The 18950-nt window shown below is 75.1% G+C and carries 15 protein-coding genes; 7 read left to right on the top strand and 8 right to left on the bottom strand.

Annotation, left to right across the window (positions count from 1 at the left end; translation table 11 throughout):
* Positions 1-233 precede the first annotated feature (233 nt).
* Positions 234-1817, top strand: coding sequence for a purple acid phosphatase family protein (locus ACZ55U_RS14510; RefSeq protein ID WP_465526107.1), 1584 nt, complete (start codon positions 234-236; stop codon positions 1815-1817).
* A 141-nt stretch (positions 1818-1958) separates the two neighbouring features.
* Here the strand turns inward: ACZ55U_RS14510 and ACZ55U_RS14505 are convergent, their stop codons facing one another.
* Positions 1959-3197 carry a sensor histidine kinase gene (locus ACZ55U_RS14505; RefSeq protein WP_465526105.1) on the bottom strand — a complete coding sequence of 413 codons (1239 nt, stop codon included), beginning with the start codon at positions 3195-3197 and terminating at the stop codon, positions 1959-1961.
* Positions 3198-3359: 162 nt separating this feature from the next.
* Here ACZ55U_RS14505 and ACZ55U_RS14500 point away from each other — a divergent pair, with 162 nt between their 5' ends.
* Positions 3360-3977 carry a hypothetical protein gene (locus ACZ55U_RS14500; protein ID WP_465526103.1) on the top strand — a complete coding sequence of 206 codons (618 nt, stop codon included), beginning with the start codon at positions 3360-3362 and terminating at the stop codon, positions 3975-3977.
* A 259-nt stretch (positions 3978-4236) separates the two neighbouring features.
* Positions 4237-4980, top strand: coding sequence for a (2Fe-2S)-binding protein (locus ACZ55U_RS14495; protein WP_465526101.1), 744 nt, complete (start codon positions 4237-4239; stop codon positions 4978-4980).
* A gap of 52 nt (positions 4981-5032) precedes the next feature.
* On the opposite strand, the gene ACZ55U_RS14490 is transcribed toward ACZ55U_RS14495, so the two are convergent.
* On the bottom strand, positions 5033-5785 hold the full coding sequence (locus ACZ55U_RS14490; protein WP_465526099.1) for a cache domain-containing protein: 753 nt from the start codon (positions 5783-5785) through the stop codon (positions 5033-5035).
* A 156-nt stretch (positions 5786-5941) separates the two neighbouring features.
* A complete protein-coding gene (locus ACZ55U_RS14485; protein WP_465526097.1) occupies positions 5942-6694 on the bottom strand; it encodes a FadR/GntR family transcriptional regulator in 753 nt (250 codons plus the stop codon).
* A gap of 186 nt (positions 6695-6880) precedes the next feature.
* On the opposite strand from ACZ55U_RS14485, the gene ACZ55U_RS14480 reads away from it, so the two are divergent.
* The 3 genes from ACZ55U_RS14480 to ACZ55U_RS14470 are packed head-to-tail and all read left to right on the top strand — an operon-like array spanning position 6881 to position 10838.
* A complete protein-coding gene (locus ACZ55U_RS14480) occupies positions 6881-8377 on the top strand; it encodes an APC family permease (protein WP_465526095.1) in 1497 nt (498 codons plus the stop codon).
* On the top strand, positions 8374-9651 hold the full coding sequence (locus ACZ55U_RS14475; RefSeq protein ID WP_465526093.1) for a CaiB/BaiF CoA transferase family protein: 1278 nt from the start codon (positions 8374-8376) through the stop codon (positions 9649-9651). Before ACZ55U_RS14480 ends, ACZ55U_RS14475 begins: the two co-directional genes overlap by 4 nt.
* The gene (locus tag ACZ55U_RS14470) at positions 9648-10838 is read left to right on the top strand and encodes an acyl-CoA dehydrogenase family protein (protein ID WP_465526091.1); all 1191 of its coding nucleotides are present in this window, start codon (positions 9648-9650) and stop codon (positions 10836-10838) included. The genes ACZ55U_RS14475 and ACZ55U_RS14470 overlap by 4 nt, the downstream gene beginning before the upstream one ends.
* 104 nt (positions 10839-10942) lie before the next feature.
* Here ACZ55U_RS14470 and ACZ55U_RS14465 read toward each other — a convergent pair whose 3' ends face one another.
* From ACZ55U_RS14465 to ACZ55U_RS14445, 5 genes are all read right to left on the bottom strand, one after another.
* Positions 10943-11995 carry an ABC-2 transporter permease gene (locus tag ACZ55U_RS14465; RefSeq protein WP_465526090.1) on the bottom strand — a complete coding sequence of 351 codons (1053 nt, stop codon included), beginning with the start codon at positions 11993-11995 and terminating at the stop codon, positions 10943-10945.
* A gap of 161 nt (positions 11996-12156) precedes the next feature.
* A complete protein-coding gene (locus ACZ55U_RS14460; protein WP_465526088.1) occupies positions 12157-13782 on the bottom strand; it encodes an alpha-amylase family glycosyl hydrolase in 1626 nt (541 codons plus the stop codon).
* 204 nt (positions 13783-13986) lie between these two features.
* Complete coding sequence (locus tag ACZ55U_RS14455) at positions 13987-14631, bottom strand: bifunctional 4-hydroxy-2-oxoglutarate aldolase/2-dehydro-3-deoxy-phosphogluconate aldolase (RefSeq protein ID WP_465526086.1); 645 nt, start codon at positions 14629-14631, stop codon at positions 13987-13989.
* Positions 14628-16265, bottom strand: coding sequence for an N-acyl-D-amino-acid deacylase family protein (locus ACZ55U_RS14450; RefSeq protein WP_465526085.1), 1638 nt, complete (start codon positions 16263-16265; stop codon positions 14628-14630). The genes ACZ55U_RS14455 and ACZ55U_RS14450 overlap by 4 nt, the downstream gene beginning before the upstream one ends.
* On the bottom strand, positions 16265-17566 hold the full coding sequence (locus ACZ55U_RS14445; protein WP_465526084.1) for a type III PLP-dependent enzyme domain-containing protein: 1302 nt from the start codon (positions 17564-17566) through the stop codon (positions 16265-16267). The genes ACZ55U_RS14450 and ACZ55U_RS14445 overlap by 1 nt, the downstream gene beginning before the upstream one ends.
* A gap of 205 nt (positions 17567-17771) precedes the next feature.
* On the opposite strand from ACZ55U_RS14445, the gene ACZ55U_RS14440 reads away from it, so the two are divergent.
* Entirely contained in the window at positions 17772-18932 is a 1161-nt protein-coding gene (locus ACZ55U_RS14440) for a sugar kinase (protein ID WP_465526083.1), read from the top strand.
* The last annotated feature ends 18 nt before the right edge of the window (positions 18933-18950 follow it).

Here is an 18950-nt window from a genome sequence, read left to right as displayed (position 1 = left end):
CCCAGCCTCACAGGTTCCGCGCGTCCACGGAGCATCCCCTCGGCCCCGTGGACGCGTTCCCGTGTTCCGCCCGTGAGACGGTGAGCCCGTGAGCCCGTGAGCCGGTGAGCCCGCCGACCGGGTCGGGCGGTGAGCCGGTGAGTCCGAGGCCGGGGGGCGCTCCGCTCCCCCGGGCGGGAAAGTTCACGTGGCGGACCGGGCGCGGTTCACCTTCGTCCGGTGAGCTGGCCGCCATGAACGATTCCAGTGGACGTCTCCCGGTCAGCAGGCGCGGACTCCTGGCCGGTGCGACCGGCGTCGGCCTCGGCGGTGCCGTCTCCCTCTCCGGCCTGTCGGCCACCCCCGCCGCCGCCTCCCCGGTGCTCTGGCAGCGGCCGGGCCGCTCCGGCGCACCGCGCGTGGCCGGTCTGCACCTCCAGTTCGGCTCGGACGCCTCCCGCGAGGTGGTGGTCTCCTGGCACACCACCAAGTCCGTCGCCAACCCGCGTGTGATGTACGGGACTTCGAACAGCGGGTTCGGCCGGACGGTGCAGGCCGCGACCCGCACCTACCGGGACGCCGCCTCCGGCACCGAGGTCCAGGTGCACCACGCCCGGCTGACCGGCCTGCACGCCGACACGGACTACGTCTACGCCGCCGTCCACGACGGCACCACCCCCGAGCTCGGCACCGTCCGCACCGCCCCGCGCGGCCGCGCCGCCTTCACCTTCACCAGTTTCGGCGACCAGGGCACCCCCACCCTCGGCAAGAAGACCGCCAACGGCTACGTGAACGACAACCTCGGCAGCCCCGCCGCCGGCGACACCACCGCCGGGGTCGAGCGGATCGCCCCGCTGTTCCACCTGCTCAACGGCGACCTCTGCTACGCCAACATCGCCACCGACCGTGTCCGCACCTGGTCCGACTGGTTCGAGAACAACAGCCGCTCGGCCCGCCACCGCCCCTGGATGCCCGCGGCCGGCAACCACGAGAACGAGAAGGGCAACGGCCCGATCGGCTTCGGCGCCTACCAGGCGTACTTCGAGCTGCCGGACGCCCGCTCCGACGCGGAGACCAGCGGCCTGTGGTACTCGTTCACGGCCGGCTCGGTGCGCGTGATCAGCCTCAACAACGACGACGTGGCCTACCAGGACGGCGGCAACAGCTACGTCCACGGGTACTCCGGCGGCGCCCAGCAGCGCTGGCTGGAGCGGGAGTTGATCGCCGCCAACGCGGACCCGGGGATCGACTGGATCGTGGTCTGCATGCACCAGGTGGTGATCTCCACCGCCGACAAGTTCAACGGCGCCGACCTCGGCGTCCGCGAGGCCTGGGTGCCGCTGTTCGACAAGTACGGCGTGGACCTGGTGGTCTGCGGCCACGAGCACCACTACGAGCGCTCGCACCCGATCCGCGGCCAGCAGCCCACCGACACCCGCACGCCCATCCCGGTCTCCACGAACACCGGGACCATCGACACCACCAAGGGCACCGTCCACATGGTCATCGGCGGTGGCGGCACCTCGGCCCCGTCCAACCAGCTCTTCTTCAGCCCGGCCAAGGCCCGGGTGATCACCGGGGTCGGCGCCGTGGACCCGGCGACCGGCAAGCGCCCGCCGGTGTACGTGATCGAGGACGCTCCCTGGTCCGCCTTCCGGGACGCCGACAACCCGTACGGCTTCGCGTCCTTCGACGTCGATCCGGGCGGCCGCAACGGGCAGACCACCATCGGCGTCACCTACTACTCCGTCAGTGGCCCGTACGGGGAGCTCGTCCCGGTCGACCGCTTCACCCTGACCCGCCCGCGCGGCGCCCGAGGCGGCGGCCGGGGGCACTGACCTGCGACGCGTTCGCCCGGTGGCGCCGGGTGCCCGGAGGCGGCGCCACCGGGCACCTGCCCCGCCGGACCCGGCACCCCGGTGCCCCGGCCCCCGGTGCCCCGGCACCTCGGCGACCCGGCACCTCAGCGCTCGGGCCCCTCAGCGCCCCGGCAGCGAGCAGCTGACCCGCCAGCCCGCGGAGGTGCCGGGTCCGGCGGTCAGCGAGCCGCCGTGGGCGGCGGCCCGGGCGGCGAGGCCTGCCAGGCCCGTGCCGCCGGCTCCGGGGCGGCGGCGCAGCAGCGGCGTGCCGGTCGGGCCGGCGGCGTCGTCGGTGACGGTCAGCTCGACCGCGCCGGCCTCGCCGGGCGCGACCCGGACGGTCACCTCGGTGGCCTTCGGGGCGTGCCTGCGGATGTTGGTGAGGGCCTCCAGGACGATGGCGTAGGCGGTCGCCTCGGCCTCGGCGGACAGCCGCCCGGCGGTGTCGGGGGCCAGGTGCGCGGTGGCGCGCAGAGTGCCCGTGGCCCCGAAGCGGGCGACCAGTTCGGGCAGGTCGGCCAGGCCCTGCCGCCGGGTGGTCGTCGTGGAGGCCCGCTCGTCCTCTCCGGCTCCGTCGCCCTGGCCGCTCGGCTCCCGCAGGGCGCCGACCATCTCGTCCATCGAGTCCAGCGCCCGCAGCCCGGCCTCCTCTAGGCGGCGCAGCAGGGCGACGGTCTCCTCCGGGTCCTGGCCCGGGAGTTGGCCGGCCTGGGCCTCCAGCACGATGCCGGTGACCTCATGGGCCACGAAGTCGTGCAGCCCCCGGGCGACTTCGAGTCGTTGCTCGCGCCGGGCCCGGTCCACCGCCCGCTCGCGGCGGATGTCGAGGACGCGCAGGTAGAGGGCCGCCCCCGCGACGAGGAGCACCGGCAGCAGCGAGAGCAGCATCCCGGCCACCGGCCAGGCCGCGCCGCCGTGGGGGACCCGCAGGGCGAACCGGAGCGGCAGCACCAGCGCCGCCAGCCCGAGCAGCCCGCCGACCGGTCCGGCCCAGCGGTCGGGCAGCCTGCGGACGGCCCGGAAGAGCAGCCCGAGCAGGGCGGGCCACTCGAAGGGCAGCCAGAACGCGGGCAGCCGGAACGGCCCGGAGTAGAGCAGGTCGACCAGCAGCGAGGCGGTGGCCACCACCGCGCCGGCCATGCCGAGGGTGATCCGCCCGGTGGGCCAGGGCAGCGTGGCCGCCGCCACGGCGAGCGCGGCGGTCAGGGCGAGCAGCAGGGCCGCGGCGCGGGCGTCCGGTTGGGCCAGTAGGACCGGCGCGAGCACGGCGAGCACGGGGGCGGCGGCGAGCTGCCGGCGGATCCGGACCGATCGCGACCGCGGGGGGCCGGGGCGGGCGGAGGGGGAGTCGGTGCGCACCCGGCCGAGCCTACGGGCAGCTCCCCCGGGGGAGGAGGCCCTCCTCCACGGGAGGGAGCGGCACGGTGCCGACTCCCCTCCGTGCTGGGAGGTGCGCGCGGGCCGGACGGGAGCAAGCTTGTGGCACCGGAAAACAGCAGCGCCGAAGGAGAACGAACCGTCATGGAACGCCGCCTCACCACCGTCGCCGTCTCGCTCCTCCTGCTGGCCGCGACGGCCGTCACCACCGCGCCGGCCGTCACGGCCGCGCCTGCCGTCACCGCTCCGGGGATCAGCGCCGCCGCACCGGCCCCCATCGCCGAACGGGGCACCACCGAACCAGGCGCCGCCGCCGGCGACTTCGGGGCGGTGAGCGTGCGCGGCACCGGCGACACCGTCCTCACCGCCGCCTTCCCGGGTTTCGAGGGCGACCCGGTCCGGATCTCGGTGGACGCCCGCGCCGCCACCAACACCGATCCGCGCACGACCACCGGCCACTTCCACGTCCGCCATGTGCGCGCCGACGGCCGGCTGGTCGCCGACTTCGAGGGGGACATCGGCTGCCTGGCCGTCGGCGGCCGGGAGGCGATCGCCACCGGGGTGATCACCAAGGGCGAGGCGCCGTGGTTCCCGGGCGTGGAACTGGTCGGCAAGAAGGTCTCGATCTCGGTGGAGGACGACGGGCGGCGCGGGGACCGGATGGGCTGGGTCTGGGGCGTGTTCGGCCAGCCGGTGTCGGACTGCCAGGGCACGGTACCGTTCGTCCGCACGACGAGTGGCGACTTCTCCGTGCGCGGCTGATCCCGGGGCCCACCGACACCGGACCGCCCGGCCTCGTCGGACCGCCCAGGCCGAGCGGACCGAGCGGACCGAGCGGACCGAGCGGACCAAGCGGGCCGAGCGGTCCCGCCAGGGCCTCTCGGGCAGGGTGCGGGGACGCGCGCCGCCACCCCGCACCCGAGGACCTGGAGGCCCCGTTGTCCCCCGACCTTCCGACCGACCTTCCGACCATGCCCCCACCAGCCGGCCCGGGGTTCAACGACCGCACAGGGGAGGGCCGTTGAACCCCGGGCCCGATCGCCGGCCGCCGGACTACGCCCGACTCGCCGCCGTCGGGCCGTACTTCGCGCTGGACACCGCCCCGTCCGAACGGGCCGGGCAGCCCCCCGAGGGCTTCCGGCCGCTGGCCGAGCTCCACGGCACCGGGCCGGACGCGCCGTTGGCGGCCCGGCTGCGGGTGGTGGCGCGGCGGCTCGGCACCGGGGAGCCCCGGGTCGCCGCCTCGATCCTGCACCTGGGGCTGGCCGCCCGCTTCTGGTCGGTGGGCCTCGGCTCGGCCGTCTTGCTGGGGACGGTCCCGACCCTGGAGGACGCCTGGGTGCGGATTCCGGACCAGGGCCCGATCGATCTGTGGAGCCCGCCGGAGCCCGCCCGTCCGGCCGCCGGAACCCTCGCCGACCAACTCCACCAGGCCGTTCTGATCGGCCGGTTGGAGCCGCTGGCGACCGCCGTACGGGCCGCTGCCCCGCTCTCCTCGCGCCTGCTGCTGGGCAACGCCGCGTCCGCGCTGGCCGGCACGCTGCGGGTGCTGGACGCCCATGCGCCGGGCGCCGCACGGGCGTTGGCCGCGGAGCTGCTGGACCGTCCGCCACTGTCCGGGTCCGGCACCCTGCGCACCGGCCCGCGCGGCACGGCGTTCCGGCGCAACAGCTGCTGCCTCTACTACCGCGCCGGGCCGGGCGCCGGGCTCTGCGGGGACTGCTGCTTCAGCGAGCCGCCCGGTCGCCGGAAGCGGAACGATTAATACCTTCACACATGAAGGTCATACCGCCCGTCCCGTCCTCCGGTCGCCGTTCTCAGCCGCGCGCCACGGTCCAGTCCACCGCCACCGACGGCACCGTGGCGCGCCCGACCGCCGGGTCCGCCAGCAGCCCGCGCGCCAGCGAACCCACCGGCAGGGCCGCGGTGGTCGCCGCGAGCACCCGCCCCTCGCCGTCGAGCAGCGCGGCCTCACCGGGCAGCGCCCGCAGCGGCGGCACCAGCAACCGCTCCAGCGCGGCCAGCGGGACGTCCCCGGCCGCCACCCCGACGAAGCCCGCTCCCGGGACGACCACCGGACGGGCGCAGCACAGCACGTACCGGTCGGCGCAGAGCAGGTCCACCTGCGGCCCGGCCACCGCGGGCCGCCCCTCGTCCCGGGGCCGGGCGAACCAGGGCAGCGCCCGGTAGTCGTAGAACTCGGCGTCCGCCGGGTCGAGCGCGAGCCGCAGCCGCCGCTCCCCCGCCCCCCGCGCGCCGCGGTACCACCACTCCACGTGCAGCTCGGCGTCGGCGAGCGCGCCCGGCGCCGCGACCGCCCCGCAGCCGAACCAGCACGAGCCGGGCCGGGCGAGCAGCTCGCTCACCGCCCCGTGCACCGCGGCGAGTTCGCCGGCGGCGGGTCGGCGCCCGTCGTCGGCCGCCCGGGCCCAGCAGTCGGCGGCGGCCGCCCGCAGCCCGTCCAGCTCGGCGAGCACCGAGTCGACGACGGCGGCGATCCGCCGGGCGCACCGCTCGACCGCGGCCGGATCGGCGGCATCGGCCCCGGGGGCCACGGGCCCGGAAGCCACCGGCCCAGGGGCTGCGGGTTCAGGCACCGCGGGCTCAGGAGTTCCGGACTCAAGAGCCACGGGCTCGACGGCTTCGGGCAGGGTGAGGCTGGACGTGCTGGTCATGACGGCTCCGGCGGCGAGGGAGGGTTCCGGGAACGACGGCACGGCCCCGGCTCAGCCGTCGTCCGCCAACTCCAGGTGCCGCCGGACCAGATGGTGCACACAGGCCACCGCGTGCGCCTCGGCGGCGGCCCGGGCGCCCGCCGCGTCACCGGCCAGCACCGCGACCAGGATCTCCCGGTGCTGCTCGGCGAAGCGCTCCTGGTCCGGCCCGTACGGGGCGGGCAGCCAGAGCAGCGGGCCCAGTTCGGCCTGGAGCCGGACGGCGAGCTGGGTGAGCCGCACCGACTGGGCGGCGACGGCGAGTTCGATGTGGAAGCGGGCGTCGGCGCGGCGCTGCTCGGCCGGCCCGGTGGCGTCGCGCAGCTCGTGCACCAGCCGGGTGAGCCGGGGTCCGAGGTCGGCGGGGGCGCGTTCGGCGGCCAGCCTGGCGGCGGTGCCGGAGACGGCCAGCTCCTCGTCGCCGAGGTCACGCAGGTCCACGGTGGCGAGGTCGCCGAGCCGGGCGAGCTGGAGGCGTTCCGAGCCCTCGGCGGGGGTGCGGACGAAGCTGCCGCCGTTGCGGCCGCGCCGGGTCTCGATCAGTCCGGCCTCGCGGAGCAGCGCGAGCGCCTCGCGGACGGTGCCGTTGGCGACGCCGAGCTGGTCGGCGAGGTCGTTCTCGCTGGGCAGCTGGTCCCCGTCGGCGACCAGTCCGAGGGCGATCGCCTCGGTGATCCGGCGGGCCACCGCGTCGGCGCGCCCGAGGTCGGTCAGCGGTGCGAGCACGGCGCTGAGCAGCGGGGTCGCACCGCCGATGGTCGTCACGCCGCCCCTCTCCGATCGCAGTCGCCGGATCCCCGTCCGGCCGGATGCCTCCCGGCAGGGTACCTCCGGCCGAGCGCGCACCCTTGCCGCTTGAAACTCAATCTCGTATGTTTTCCCGCAACCTCGGCCCGAGCGTCAACCCCGTAGTGCTCCCCACGCATCACGACACGTTCCCAGGAGCTGGTCATGACCGATGCCAGTGCACGTGCCACCCTCCACTCCCCCGACCCGGACGCCGAACGGCTGGCCGCCCTCGGCTACACCTCCGAGTTCAAGCGCGACATGAGCCTGTGGGCGAACTTCTCGCTCGGATTCACCTATCTCTCCCCCGTCGTCGGCGTGTACACCCTCTTCGCCACCTCCCTCCAGACCGCCGGGCCGCCGATGATCTGGAGCTTCCTGATCGCGGGCCTCGGCCAGCTGCTGGTGGCCCTGGTGTTCAGCGAGGTGGTCGCCCAGTTCCCGGTGGCCGGCGGGGTTTACCCGTGGGCGCGCCGGCTCTGGGGCCGCACCTGGGGCTGGCTGACCGGCTGGGTCTACCTGCTGGCCCTGATGTCCACCATCGCGGCGGTCTCCTACGGCGCCGGCCCGTACGTGGCCGTCCTGCTGGGCGTCGAGCCGAGCACCGCGACCACCGTCTGGTGCGCGCTCGGCCTGCTGGCCCTCGCCACCGTGATCAACCTCGGCGGCACCCGGGTGCTGTCGGCGGCGGCGGTGTTCGGCTTCGCCGCCGAACTGCTCGGCGCCCTGGCGGTCGGCGCCTGGCTGCTGCTGACGCACCGCTACCACGGTCTCGGCGTGGTCTTCGACCGCTTCGGCGCGGGCGGCGACGGCAGCTACGCCGATGCCTTCCTGGCCGCCGGGCTGATCGCGGTCTTCCTGTTCTTCGGCTTCGAGGCCTGCGGCGACGTCGCCGAGGAGGTGCCCAATCCGGGTCGACAGATCCCCAAGTCGATGCGGCGCACCATCTACGTCGGCGGCGCGGCCGCGATCGGCGTCAGCCTGGCCCTCGTGATGTCGATCCAGGACATCGGCGCGGTGGTCTCCGGCGACGACAAGGACCCGGTGGCCAGGGTGCTGCACGACGCGTTCGGCGCGGCCGGCGCCCGGGTGGTGATCGGCGTGGTGCTGATCTCCTTCCTCTCCTGCGTGCTGAGCCTCCAGGCCGCGGCCAGCCGGCTCGCGTACTCCTTCGCCCGGGACCGGATGATCGTCGGCAGCCGGGTGCTGGCGACCGTCTCGGACCGGCTGCGGGTGCCGCCGTACGCGCTGCTGCTGGCCGCGGCGCTGCCCGGCGTGATCATCGTGGGTGCCTCGGCGCTCTCCGAGGGGGCGCTCACGAAGATCATCTCCTTCTCCAGCATCGGCATCTACCTGGCCTTCCAGATGGTGGTGCTGGCCGCCCTGCGGGCCCGGCTGCGCGGCTGGCGCCCGAGCGGGGACTTCCGGCTCGGCCGCTGGGGCCTGGCGGTGAACGTGGGCGCGCTGGTCTACGGCGTCGCCGCGATCGTCAACATCTGCTGGGGCCGCACCCCGGACGCCGCCTGGTACGACAACTACCTGGTGCTGCTCTCGGCGGTGGTCGTGTTCGCGGCCGGCGGCCTCTACCTGCTGCTGGCCCGCCCGCACCTGCGCGGCGACGCACCCTCCGGCGACGCGACCGGACGGGGAGCGGACGCATGAGCCTGCCCCTCGACGGCGTCCTGGTCGCCGACTTCGGCCGGGTCCTCGCCGCGCCCTACCTGACCATGCTGCTGGCCGACCTCGGCGCCGACGTGATCAAGGTCGAGCAGCCCGGCACCGGCGACGACACCCGTGCCTGGGGCCCGCCGCACGCCCAGGGCGAGGCCACCTACTTCCTCTCCGTCAACCGCAACAAGCGCTCCCTCACCCTCGACCTGCGCGACCCGGCCGACCACGCCCGCGCCGTCGAACTCGTCCGCCGGGCCGACGTGCTGGTGGAGAACTTCCGCCCCGGCACGATGGCCCGCCACGGGCTCGGCCCGGAGAGCGCCCAGGGCCTCAACCCGCGGCTGGTCTACTGCTCGATCACCGGCTTCGGCTCCGGCCGGGGCGCCGAACTGCCCGGCTACGACCTGCTGGTGCAGGCCGTCGGCGGTCTGATGTCGGTGACCGGCCCGGCGCCCGGGGAGCCGGTGAAGGCCGGCGTCGCGCTGGTGGACGTGCTGACCGGGCTGCACGCGGCGGTCGGCGTGCTGGCCGCGCTGCGCGAGCGCGAGACCACCGGCCGGGGCCAGCTGGTGGAGCTGAACCTGCTCTCCACGTTGCTCTCCGGCCTGGTCAACCAGTCCGCCGGCTACACCCTGGCCGGCGCCGTGCCGGGCATCCTCGGCAACCGCCACCCGTCCATCGCGCCGTACGAGGTGTTCACCGCGGCCGACCGTCCACTGGTCCTCGCGGTCGGCAACGACCGGCAGTTCGCCGCGCTCTGCCGGGGAGTGGGCGCGCCCGAGCTGGCCGCCGACCTTCGCTTCGCCACCAACTCCGACCGGGTCGCCCACGTGGACGCGCTGGCCCGCGAACTCACCGCCCGGCTCGAACGCCGCACCGCCGCCGAGTGGTTCGCGGTGCTCACCCCGCTCGGCGTGCCCTGCGGTCCGGTCAACGACCTGGCCGAGGCCTTCGCCCTCGCCGACTCGCTCGGCCTGAACCCCCGGGCCCCGCTGCCCGGCCCGGACGGCCGCCCGCTGGACCTGGTCGCCAACCCGATCGGCCTCTCCCGCACCCCGCCCCGCTACCACCTGCCCCCGCCCGGGCTCGGCGAGCACACCGCCGAACTCACCGTCTGGCTGGACGCCCCGTACGAACCGCCCTCCCACGACCTGCCCTCCCACGACCTGCCCGTCCACGGCCTGCCCGTCCACGACGCGAAACCGTACGACGGCCGCCCGCACGGCAAGCACCCGCACCACAAGGACCCCGAGGACCGCCCATGAGCACCGCCCACCGCACCACCACTGCCATGTCCGACCCGCTCGACCTGATCGACTTCGCCACCCTGCTCACCGACGAGGAGCGCGAGATCCAGGCCACCGTCGCCCGCTTCCTCGCCGACCGGGTCCGCCCGCACCTGCCGGAGTGGTTCGACAACGCCCACTTCGCCCGCGAACTCGCGCCCGAGCTCGGCGCCCTGGGCCTGCTCGGCATGCACCTGGAGGGCTACGGCTGCGCCGGCACCAACGCCGTCTCCTACGGCCTGGCCTGCCTCGAACTGGAGGCCGCCGACTCCGGCTTCCGCAGCTTCGTCTCGGTCCAGGGCTCGCTCTCGATGTACTCGATCCACCGGTGGGGCTCGGAGGAGCAGAAGCAGGAGTGGCTGCCCAGGCTCGCCGCGGGCACCGCGATCGGCTGCTTCGGGCTCACCGAGCCGGACTTCGGCAGCAACCCGGCCGGGATGCGCACCCGCGCGGTGCGCGACGGCTCGGACTGGATCCTCGACGGCACCAAGACGTGGATCACCAACGGCGGCATCGCGGACGTCGCCACCGTCTGGGCGAACACCGAGGACGGCGTGCGCGGCTTCCTGGTCCCGCGCGGCACGCCCGGCTTCACCACCCGCGACATCAAGCAGAAGCTGTCGCTGCGCGCCTCGGTCACCTCCGAGCTGCACCTGGAGGGCGTCCGGCTGCCCGCCGAGGCGCGGCTGCCGGAGGCGAAGGGGCTGCGCGGCCCGCTGTCCTGCCTGAACGAGGCACGGTTCGGCATCCTGTTCGGCGCGGTCGGCGCCGCCCGGGACTCGCTCCAGGCGGCGCTGCGGTACGCGGACTCGCGGGTCCAGTTCGACCGGCCGATCAGCGGATTCCAGCTGACCCAGCGCAAGTTCGCCGACATGGCGCTGGCGCTCGGCAACTCCGCGCTGCTGGCCGTCCACCTCGGCCGGCTCAAGGACGGCGGGCGGCTGCGGGCGGAGCAGGTCAGCGTCGGCAAGCTCAACAACGTGCGCGAGGCGCTGGCGATCGCCCGCGAGTGCCGGACGGTCCTCGGGGCCAACGGCATCTCGCTGGAGTACTCGCCGATCCGGCACGCCAACAACCTGGAGTCGGTGCTGACGTACGAGGGCACCAGCGAGATCCACACGCTGGTGGTCGGCCAGGCGCTGACCGGGCAGGCCGCCTACCGGTGAGTGGCTGAGGCCCGCGTCCGGCTTGTCCAGAGCCGGACGCGGGCCGCCGATCCCCATCCGGTACCGATGCCCGTGGCCCGGGTGGAGCTTCTCCGAGGGGGTGGTCAGACCGCGACCGCCTCCTCCATCTCCTCCTCGGCCTCCTGCGGCGTCTCCACCGGACGGCGCCCGCGGCCCTCGTACAGCGCCGCGGCCACCAGGGCCGCCCCGCCGAGCAGCAGCCAGACCAGCAGGGTCGCCAGGTGCCCGCCGAGGCCCGCGCCGCCGTCGAAGTAGAGGATGCTGCGCGCGCCCTCCAGGTAGCCGGCGCCGGTCCAGAAGCCGTGCAGGGCGCCGAAGAAGCCGTTCTGCAGCTCCGGCTGGTAGATGCCGCCGGAGGAGGTGAAGTTCAGCATCACGAACAGCACCATCAGCGCCAGCGTGGTCCACTTCTTCAGGAAGCTGTGCAGGCCGGTGCCGATCAGCACGATGCCCGCGGAGTAGAGCCAGCCGAGCGCCCAGATCGCCGCGTACTGGTGGTCGACCACGTGGAAGACCGGCCCGGCGGTGACGATCCCGATCACGCTGACCACCAGCGAGACCGCCACCCCGACCAGCGCCCGGACGGGGACGCTCAGCGCCGCGCCGGCCGCGCCGATCACCGCGACGCTCGCGTACGAGCCGATGCTCAGCGCCACCAGCAGGAAGAACAGGCCCTGACCGGTCGGGTCGCCCTCGGTGGGGGTGGTCAGGTCGGTGACGTGCAGCGGCACGCCCTGCTGGTCGGTGACGTTGGTGAACACCGCCGTGGCGGCAACCACCGAGGTGTCCGAGTTCCCCTTGGCGACGATCAGCTCGGGGCTCCTGGCGTCCGGGACGAAGGCGCCCACCAGGCTCCGGTCCCGTAGTTGCTGCTCGGCGGCGGCCCGGTCGTCCACGGTGCGGACGTCCAGCGCGTCCCCGGCCTTGCCCTGGATCGCGTGCGCCAGGCCCTGGGCCTGCGGCGTGGTGCCGACCACGGCCACCCTGAGGTGGTGCGGCTCCGGCTGGTGGAAGGCGCCCTGGTAGGCGAGCGCCATGCCCAGGCACATCAGCAGCGGAGTGAGCAGGTGGATGGCCAGGTGCTTGAGCGAGTGCCCCAGGGTGGGCGCTGCGGCGGGGTTCCGGGGTGTGCTCATGGGGTTCGTACCGTCCTCCGGTGGGGTCTCTCGATTCGCGCGAGAAGGTGGCAAATGCAACCAATACAGATGGCAAATGCAACGATCTATCGATGTAGCTTACAACCATCCGACATCGATCGGAAGCCGGGCCGGCCTCGGCCCGGCTTCCCCGCCCGCGCTCAGCGGCGCTCGAAAACCCCGTAGGAGAACCCGTCCGCCCGCAGTTCCCCGTCCGCGACCCGCACGCCCTGCACCTCCAGCGGCCGGAAGCCCGCCGGCTTCCCGGCGCCCTCCCCCGGCAGGCCGGACGGGCCCGGCAGGCCCGGCAGCCGGACGGAGGCCGGCTCCCGGCGCGGATTGACCGCCACCAGGTACCGCCCGGCGCGGGTGTACACCAGCGGGTACCCGGCGTGCAGGACCTCCACCCCGCCGGCCGAGCCCAGCCCCGGGTGCGCCCGGCGCAGCGCGATCAGCCGCCGGACGGTGTGCAGCAGCGAGGTCGGGTCGGCGCGCTGGGAGAGCACGTCCGGGCGGTGCGGGTCCGGGTCGACCGGCAGGTACAGCCGCTCGGGCGGCGCGCTGGAGAAGCCGGCGGTGGGGCCGGGCGTCCACTGCATCGGGGTGCGCGAGCCGGCCCGGTTGAACGTCGGACCGAGCACGCTGCCCTCGGTGTCGGGCAGGCCCGGCAGGTAGCGCATGCCGATCTCGTCGCCGTAGTAGACCGCCGGGAGGGTCGGCCAGGTGAACAGGAAGGCGAAGGCCGGGGCGAGTTGCCCGGCGGTGCGCGGACCGGTGGCCAGCCGCGAGAAGTCGTGGTTGGCGGTGGGCAGCACGATCTGCCCGCTGCCCTCGGTGAGCACCGCGGCGGAGCGCCAGGCGTTCAGGAAGGGCTGCGGGGTGCCCCGGCCCTCGGCCTCGAAGTAGCAGGCCTCCTGGCGCCAGAACTCCTCGACCGTCCCGCCGTTGTTGTTCCACAGGGAGCGCAGCGGCAGGCCGTGGTCCGCGCCGCCGAAGTGCAGGAAGAAGTCGGCGTGGAACCCGGCCGCGACGGCGGTGGCCGGGTCGCCCCACTCGGCGAGCAGGGCGGCCTCGGGGTGGGTGCGGTCCAGCCAGTCGCGCACTTCGGTCCAGAGCTTGGCGGTCTCCACCTTGCCCGGGTCGTCCTTGACCAGCGAGTACGCCATGTCCACCCGGAAGCCGGAGATGCCGAGGCCGAGCCAGTGCGCCATGATCCCGCGCAGCGCCGCCCGGTTGGCGCGCGGCCCGTCCGCGTCCACCGCCTGCCGCCAGGGCTCCGCCGGACTGTTCTGCGCGTAGCCGAAGTTGAGGGCCGGCTGACAGTCGAAGAAGTTCGGCCGGTACCAGCCGGGGCGGCTGCCGGGCGAGGCCACGAAGCCGTCCACCGGGCGGTCGGACCAGATGTACCGGTGGTCGGACGGGTCCTCGGCGGAGGCCAGGAACCAGGGGTGGCGGTCGGAGGTGTGCCCGGCGACCAGGTCCAGCAGGACCCGGATGCCCTTGCTCCGGGCCGCCTCCACCAGGGCCGCCAGGTCCTCGGCGGTGCCGTAGCGCGGGGCGGGGGTGAGGTAGTCGGAGACGTCGTACCCGGCGTCGCGGAACGGCGAGGTGAAGCAGGGGTTGAGCCAGACGGTGTCGACCCCGAGCCAGGCGAGGTGGTCCAGGTGTTCGGCGATGCCGGCGAAGTCCCCGATGCCGTCGCCGTCGGAGTCGGCGAAGGACTGCGGGTAGATCTGGTACAGCACGGCGTCGGCGAGCCAGTCGGGGCCGGGGCGGGTCGAGGTCATGGGCGGTTCCTCCTGCCGGATCCGGGGCCCGGGGCTGGCCGGGCGGGAGCTGAGCCGGTGCGGGCTCGGCCGGGGCCGAGCCGGGGTGCCCCCGATTCTCGTCCAATCCCGGCCGGCCCGACAGCCCGCCTCGCCCCGGCCGCGCCGCCGGAGCCGCCGGGGCCGCCGGGGCCGCCGGGACCGCCGGGACCGCCGGGACCGCCGCTACGAGCCCTTGCCCGCGCAGGCCGCCGTGAACGCCCGGGCCCGCCGGGTGATCTCCGCCCAGTCCCCCGCCGCGACCGCGTCCGGCGGCACCACGTCCGTCCCCGCGCAGACGGCGAGCGCACCGTGCGCCAGGAACTCGGCGGCGTTGCCCGCGTTCACCCCGCCGGAGGCCACCAGCGGGACGTCCGGGTACGGGCCGCGCAGGTCCTTGAAGTAGCCGGGGCCGAACGCCCGGGCCGGGAAGATCTTGACGGCGGCGGCACCGAGGTCCACCGCGTACGCGACCTCGGTCGGGGTGAGCGCCCCGAGCACCACCGGCACCCCGGCGGCGGCCGCCGCTTCGGCGACCTCCGGGCGGCAGCCGGGGGTGACCAGGAACGACGCCCCGGCCTCGACCCCGCGCCGGGCGTGCTCGGCGGTCAGCACCGTCCCCACGCCGACCCGCCAGCCGGCCTTGGATGCCCGGAGCAGATGATCCGTCACATCCGGTGTGGTGTAGGTGAATTCGGTCAGGTTGATGCCGCCCTCGGCGAGTGCGGCGCAGAGCGCGGCGGCGTCGGGTATCCGGGGTGCGCGGACCACCGCGATCACCGGGTCGTCGCGCAGCAGCGGGAGATCGGTCGGGGCCAAGAGCTCGGTCATAGGGCCAGGGTTCCTCGGTCGGTGCGGCGCAGGGCGCGCCCGGGGCGGGCGCCGGTGGTACGACCCTGCCGGACGACGGCGGTGCCGTTGACGTACACGTACTCGATGCCCTCGGCGGGTTGCCGGGGGTCCTCGAAGGTGGCGGTGTCCCGGACCGTGTCGGGGTCGAGGAGCACCAGGTCGGCGTGGTGGCCGGGGGCGATCCGGCCGCGCCGGTGCAGCCCCAGCCGGGCGGCGGGGCGCCCGGTCATCCGGGCGATCGCCTCCTCCAGCGTCAGCACGCCCAACTCCCGGCTGTAGTGGCCGAGGTAGCGCGGGAAGGTGCCCCAGGCCCGGGGGTGCGGCCGGGCGCCGACGAGCAGCCCGTCGCTGCCGACGGTGTGCGCCTCGTGGCGCATGATCGCCCGGACGTTCTCCTCGTGCCCGACGTGCTGGAGGATCGTGGTGCCCAGTTCGTCGCGGCGCAGCAGGTCCAGGAAGACCTCGGTGCCGGTCCGCCCCTCCTCGCCCGCGATCTCGGCGACGGTCCGGCCGACCGCGCCGGCGAGCGAGTCCGAGCGGACGCCGGAGATCTGGATCGTCGTCCAGTCGGTGACCACCCCGTGGCAGCCGTCGCTGCCCTTCTCCTCCACCTCGTAGCGGATCCTGGCGCACTGCGCCGGGTCGGCGAGCCGGGTGAGCGTCGCGGCCGGGCCGCCCTCGGTGGCCCAACTGGGCAGCAGGGCGGCCAGGGTGGTGGAGCCGGGCAGGTAGGGGTAGCTGTCGAGGGTGAGGTCGACGCCGTCGGCCAGCGCCTCGTCGAGCAGCTCCAGCAGCTCGCCGGCCCGGCCCCGGTTGACCCCGAAGTTCATCGTGGCGTGGGTCAGGTGCAGGGCGCAGCCGCTGCGCCGGGCGATCTCCAGCATCTCCGCGTAGCCCTCCAACGCTCCTGCCCCGTACGAGCGTTGGTGGGGGGCGTGGAAGCCGCCGTAGGCCGCGACGACGGTGCACAGCTCGACCAGTTCGGCGGTGTCCGCGTACATCCCGGGGGTGTAGCTGAGGCCGCTGGACATGCCGACCGCGCCGTCCAGCAGGCTCTTCGCCAGCACCTGCCGCATCCGGTCGAGTTCGGCCGGGGTGGGCGGCCGGTTGGCCCAGCCCATGGCGAGCATCCGCAGCGTGCCGTGCGGCACGAGGTAGCAGGCGTTGACGGCGACGCCGGTGCGGTCGATCCGGTCCAGGTAGCCGGCGACGTCCCGCCAGTCCCAGTCGAAGCCGTCCGGATCGCCGTTCCAGCCCGCGAGTTGGCGGCGCAGCGCGGGCAGGGTGACGCCGTCGACCGGGGCGTAGGACAGGCCGTCCTGGCCGAGGACCTCGCAGGTGACGCCCTGGGTGACCTTGGCCGGGTGCTCGGGTTCGCGCAGCAGGGCGAGGTCGGAGTGGGCGTGCATGTCGATGAAGCCGGGGGCCAGCACCAGTCCGTCGGCGTCCACCACCTCGGGCGCGGCCAGGCCGTGGCCGATCCCGGTGATCAGGCCGTCGGCGATCCGGACGTCCGCCCGGTAGCGCTGCGCGCCGGTGCCGTCGACGACGGTCGCGCCCCGGAAGACCGTCACGCCCGGTCCGCCCTCGGTGGCCGCTCTCTCGCCGGACATCAGAAGAACGTCCTGACCAGGCCGGTGACCTTCGGTTCCGCCGCGTCCGCGCGGTCCAGCACCGGGATCGCCGTCCACTTGTCGAAGGCCGTGCAGGGGTGCGAGACGCCCAGCCTCAGCACCGCGCCGATCGGCGCGAGGTCGCCCGCGTCGCGCAGGAAGGCGTGCTGGTCGTTGAGCGCGGTGATCCGGGCCGCCGTCCCGGTCAACTCCGCGCCGCCGCGCACTCTTTGCGGCTCCGGCAGGCCCTCGTCGAAGGGCAGGTCGCGCTTGCCGGCGTCGAGCAGCGCGAGTTGCGGCTCGGGCCGGGAGACCACCCGGGCCCAGCCGTGCAGCGCGCCGCGGAACGACGCCTCGCCGCCGCCCCGGGAGAGCGGCGAGATGCCCCGGTAGAAGCCGTCGTCATGGGCGATGTAGGCCCCGGAGCGCAGCACCACGAACGCCTCCGGCAGGTCCGCCAACTCCTCGACCACCAGGTCGAAGTAGGCGCTGCCGCCGGCCGAGACCACCGGCCGGGCGCCGTCCGGGTAGGCGCTCGCGAGCCGGCCGTGCAGTTCACCGAGCTGCCGCAGGTAGCCGCGGACGGCGGCCAGCCCCTCGGCCGAGGCGTCGTGGGCGAGCGCGCCCTCGTAGCCACCGACGCCCGCCAGGCGCAGGGTGGGGGTGCGCAGCACCGCGGCGGCGACCTCGACGGCGCTGTCCACGCCGCGGGCGCCGGTCCGCCCGCCGGGCCCGCCGAGTTCGACCATCACCTCGACCGGGCGCTCGGCGTCGGCGGCGCGCAGCGCCTCGTCCATCAGCGGCACGCTCTCGACGGAGTCGACCCAGGAGAGGAAGGCGAAGCCCGGGTCGGCGGCGAGTTCGTCGGCCAGCCAGGCCAGTCCGGCCGGGTCGAGCAGGGTGTTGGCGAGCAGGACGCGCTGCACTCCGAAGGCCCGGGCGATCCGCACCTGGGGCAGGTTGGCGAGGGTGATGCCGTGGCTGCCGGCGTCGAGTTGGGCCTGCCAGAGGGCGGGCGCCATGGTGGTCTTGCCGTGCGGGGCGAGCGCGACGCCCGCCTCGGCACACCAGTCGGCCATGGTGCGGACGTTGTGGTCGAGGGCGGCGCCGTCGAGGGTGAGCAGCGGGGTGCCGAGCGAGGAGAGGGTGGGGCCGGTGGCGAGCCACTCCCGGGTGGTGCGGCCCCAGGAGGCGGGTGGGGCGGCTTTGAACCGCCAGTCGAGCGGTTCGTCGGCCAGGGCCGCCACCGCGCCGCGGGCGATGCCCGGCCCGTTCGCACCGCTTGCGAAGGTCTGCTCCACCGTGTTCCTCCATCCGCACAGGTTGCAACATGCGCAACGAGGGTTGCACATGCTGGCAGCACGGTTCTAGCATCGGCGCCGGATCACGGTCAACGGACCTGACTCCCGGTCGACGGGGTCGGCTCCCGTGCGGCGCTCACGTGCGGCGGAGTCGACCCGGTGGGCCCGCTCTCGACGGAACGGCCGCAGACGAGGAGCCCCGCACATGCCGCGACAGGACACCCAGGGCCCGACCCGCCCCGGTCCTCCCCCGACGGCCGTGTGCGTGGGCGAGTCCATGGCCGTCCTGCTGCCGGACCGTCCGGGCCCGCTGGAGTCGGTGGGCAGCTTCCGGCTGTCCGTCGGCGGCGCCGAGTCCAACGTGGCCGGCGCCCTGGCCGCGCTCGGGGTGCCGAGCGCCTGGATCAGCCGGGTCGGCGACGACGGCTTCGGCCGCCGGCTGCTCGCCGAGGTCGCCGCCCGGGGGGTGGACGTCTCGGGGGTCGCGGTCGACCCGCACCGCCCGACCGGCCTCTACCTCAAGGAGGTCGGCGGCACCACCGGCCACCGCCACGACCTCGGCCCCGGCCGCAGCCGGCTGCACTACCACCGGCGCGGCTCGGCGGCCGCGGCGCTCTCCCCCGAACTGCTCACCGACCCGGCCGCCGGCGCCCTGCTGGCCGGCGCCCGGCTGCTGCACCTGTCCGGCATCACCGCCGCGCTCTCCGACGACTGCCTGGCCCTGCTGCGCGCCCTGCTCGCCGACCGCCGCCCGGACCGGACGGTCAGCTTCGACCTCAACTGGCGCCCCTCGCTCTGGCGCGACCGCGACCCGGCCGTGCTGCCGCCGCTGCTGGACGCCGCGGACCTCCTGCTGCTCGGCTCCGACGAGGCCGAGGCCGCCTTCGGCACCGGCGATCCGGCCGCCCTGCGCCGCCGCTTCCCCTCCCCGGCGACCGTCGTGGTCAAGGACGCCGCCCGACAGGTGACCGCCCTGGAGCGGGACGGCACGGCGGTCACCGAGCCGGCCCTGGCGGTCGAGGTGGTCGAGGCCACCGGCGCCGGCGACGCCTTCGCGGCCGGCTACCTGGCCGGCACCGTCCGCGGCCTGGACCAGCGACGCCGACTGCGCCTCGGCCACCTCAGCGCCGCCTGCGCGCTGACCGCCCACGGCGACCAGGCCGAGCTGCCGGACGCCGCCGTGGTGGCCGCGCTGCTCGACGCCTCCCCGGGGCAGTGGGCCGCCACCCGGGTCACCGCCGAGGGCATCACCGGCCCCGCCCTGGACACCGCCGCCGCCCGCCGCGCCGCCGCGCCCGCCCCCTCCGCCGATCCGGTCCGCCCGGCCGACCGGGCGCCGTCCGCCGACCGGTCCCGGGCACAATGAGCAGGAACCCCACCCTCG

This window comes from Kitasatospora sp. NPDC034533 (assembly GCF_055575155.1).
Note: the sequence above shows the minus strand (reverse complement) of the source record. Positions and strands in the feature narration are given on the sequence as shown.